Source organism: Streptococcus mitis, from assembly GCF_003942965.1.
Taxonomy (GTDB): Bacteria; Bacillota; Bacilli; order Lactobacillales; family Streptococcaceae; genus Streptococcus; species Streptococcus mitis_BH.
This window is the reverse complement of sequence record NZ_RJOG01000095.1, coordinates 1-511: the sequence shown is the minus strand read 5'-3', so window position 1 is coordinate 511 and position 511 is coordinate 1. Positions and strand designations below refer to the sequence as shown.

Sequence of the window (511 nt, the reverse complement as noted above, 5' to 3'; positions counted from 1 at the left end):
TTTGAACTCTTGGAAGGTTGATTGCCGCCTGATGTTTTATGTTAAATTCATCAGCTTCTTTCAGCATCTCAAGAGCTTCTCTGATCGTTTCTGATTGACGATTATGAGATTGAGAATCCTCTTTCTTATTAGTTAGAGTATCTAATAAGGTTATCGTTTTTCTATTGAGCTCATCTAGTTTTATAGTATGATAATCCAAACTGTCTTTCACATCTGGAAAAGCTCTACAAATTCCCAAAATCCAATCTAGAAAATTTTTAGATTCCAGTCTAACTTCACTACTTAAAAGTCCATTTCTAATAGCAGGATCTTCCTTATCGTTTGTTAAATCACTCGAACCAATCAAATAAAGTTTTTTTACTGCTCTAGTCATAGCGACATATAGGAGTCTCATCTGCTCTGAGTAAGTAGCTACTTTTGCTTCTTCTACATTTTGACTGTAAGTTAAACTTGGTATGGATAGTTTGATAGTATTAGACATCATTGCTTGCTCAAAATAACTAGTTTTAAT

General features: G+C 33.1%; 1 pseudogene. It reads right to left on the bottom strand.

The features are described 5' to 3' along the window. Window positions 1-511 (bottom strand): annotated as a pseudogene (locus D8837_RS09605) (helicase-exonuclease AddAB subunit AddA); the annotation flags it as partial.